The sequence below is a fragment of the Corynebacterium sp. genome, from assembly GCF_012837295.1.
Taxonomy (GTDB): Bacteria; Actinomycetota; Actinomycetes; order Mycobacteriales; family Mycobacteriaceae; genus Corynebacterium.
Window position 1 is genome coordinate 1 of the sequence record NZ_DURI01000220.1, and the last position, 1,981, is coordinate 1,981.

2 protein-coding genes are annotated in these 1,981 nt (G+C 67.8%); both read left to right on the forward strand.

Features of this window, described 5'->3' with window-relative positions; genetic code table 11:
- Positions 1-150: 150 nt before the first annotated feature.
- Positions 151-888, forward strand: coding sequence for a hypothetical protein (locus GX015_RS07310; RefSeq protein ID WP_291343983.1), 738 nt, complete (start codon positions 151-153; stop codon positions 886-888).
- Between the two features lie 74 nt (positions 889-962).
- Complete coding sequence (locus GX015_RS07315; RefSeq protein ID WP_291343984.1) at positions 963-1,643, forward strand: hypothetical protein; 681 nt, start codon at positions 963-965, stop codon at positions 1,641-1,643.
- The last annotated feature ends 338 nt before the right edge of the window (positions 1,644-1,981 follow it).

Here is a 1,981-nt window from a genome sequence, read left to right on the forward strand (position 1 = left end):
CGGGCTCCATCGACTGGGGTTCCATCGACCTCGGTTCGCTGGACCAGGGCGACGAGGGCGAGTAGCACCTCGCTTGACGACGGCCCGCCGTCCCCCAATCCACCCATGCTTTCCGCACACCGGAAATCCCCTTCACCGTTAGGAAACCCCATGCGCAAGAACATCACCCGCGCCGCCGTCGCCGGCGCCGCCGCCACCACCATGCTCCTCGGCGCCGCCGGTGCGGCCGTCGCCCAGCCGGCTCTGCCGGGCCCTCTCGGCGAGATCGCCGATCGGGCGGTCTCCGCTCTCGAGGCCGGCCAGCGCCTTCAGGTCGGCGAGCCCGTCAGCCAGTGGGGCGTCTACAGTGCGACCCTGTACAAGCAGATCTTGGGCGGCCAGAACGTGACCCAGGGAGAGAAGATCACCCTCCGCGTCGAGGTCGAGGGCGGTAAGAGCGGCGCACTTTCCGAGGCCCGCGTTCAGGCAATCACCGATGTCATGCCCGCCGGTTTCACGATCGACTCGGTCGTTCTCAACCGCCCGGATGGCACGACCACTCCGCTGACCGCCGAGCAGTACACCAGCGTCGAGCGTGAGGGGCTGCGCGATACGCGAGTCGACCTCAACAACAACGGCATCGGTCGCATCCACATCGGCGAGGGAAAGCTTTCCATCGACTTCACCTACGTTGCTCCCGAGGAGACCGGCTGGAAGCAGACTGGCGCCGGCATGGAGGTTTCCGCCGCAGGCGGCTCCTTCCGGCACTCCACCAAGGCCGACGATGGCGGCCCGTCCGTCAACGTCGTCGCCCGCCCGATCATCCCGATCCCCGACCTGCCGGGCGGCGACAACAACTCCTCCGGCTCCATCGACTGGGGCTCGCTGAACTCCGGTTCTTCCAACTAAGACGCCAGATCGCGGTCCGGTGGGCGTCGCAAAGCAAGCCCGCCACCGTGTTTCCCCCTGACACAGGAGCAATCATGAAGAAGTTCACCCGTGCGGCCGCTGCCGCCGCCATCGCCGCCGGCATGGCCATCGGCGTCGCCTCCCCGGCGTCCGCCCAGATCAACCCCGTCCTGCCCGACTTCGGTTCCCTCATGCCCGGCATGGGCGAGTCGTCGGCGCCGAAGGTGAAGCTGGATTCGACTGGTGGCTGGATCTGGAGCGCCACCATGTACAAGCAGGTCACCCGCGGCGTCACCGTCACGCCGGGTGGTCTGGTGACCACGCGCATCGAGATCATCGGCAACAACGACAACGGGACCAAGGTCCGCGAGATCGCCGACATCATGCCCCAGGGCTTCGAGCTGGTCTCCGTCACCCGCATGAAGGAAAACGCGCTCGGCGAGGCTCTGCACGCCGTCCCCGCCGAGGATCGCACCGTCGTTCCCGTGGAGAACGGCCTGCAGGAGGTCCGCCTGTCGTGGACCGAGGGCGGTTTCCTCGGTTTGTTCGAGGACAATCCCACCGTGTCCAAGTCGAAGTCCATCGTCGTCGACTTCACCTACCGCGCCCCCCAGGAGCTGGGCCAGTACCAGCACGGAGGGTTCGTCCGCATCGGATCTCTCGTCGGTCCGACGGCCCGCAAGGTGAGCGGTGGTACCCCGATTACCGTGGAGAATTCCCTGCCCGCCGCCTTCGGCTCGCTGGGCTCCAGCTAAACCCCGCCCCTGCGGCGGTTTCCCGGAATCCGCCCCTGCGGCAGTTGCCCGGACCCGCCTCGGCGAAAGCGTGTCCCGCCCCGTCCTCCCCGTTCGCGGGGAAGGCGGGGTGGTGCCGTCCGGGGGCTGTGCCAGAATCGAACGTGAACATCTGACGAGGAGCCACGGTAACCATGAGCAGTCCTTTTGATGACAATCGCCCCGGCGGCCGCGGCGGCGGCAACGAGCCCACGGACCAGTGGCGGCCCGTCGACGGGGAAGCATGGTCGAACGTCGGCGACACCGGCTCCGAAAACCCGTGGAGTACCGCGGGCGGGGGAGCCGGCGGCTACGCCAAC

Excerpts from the sequence above, each read along its gene's own strand:
- GX015_RS07310 (WP_291343983.1), top strand. The coding sequence starts at position 151 with ATGCGCAAGAACATCACCCGCGCCGCCGTCGCCGGCGCCGCCGCCACC.
- GX015_RS07315 (WP_291343984.1), top strand. The coding sequence starts at position 963 with ATGAAGAAGTTCACCCGTGCGGCCGCTGCCGCCGCCATCGCCGCCGGC.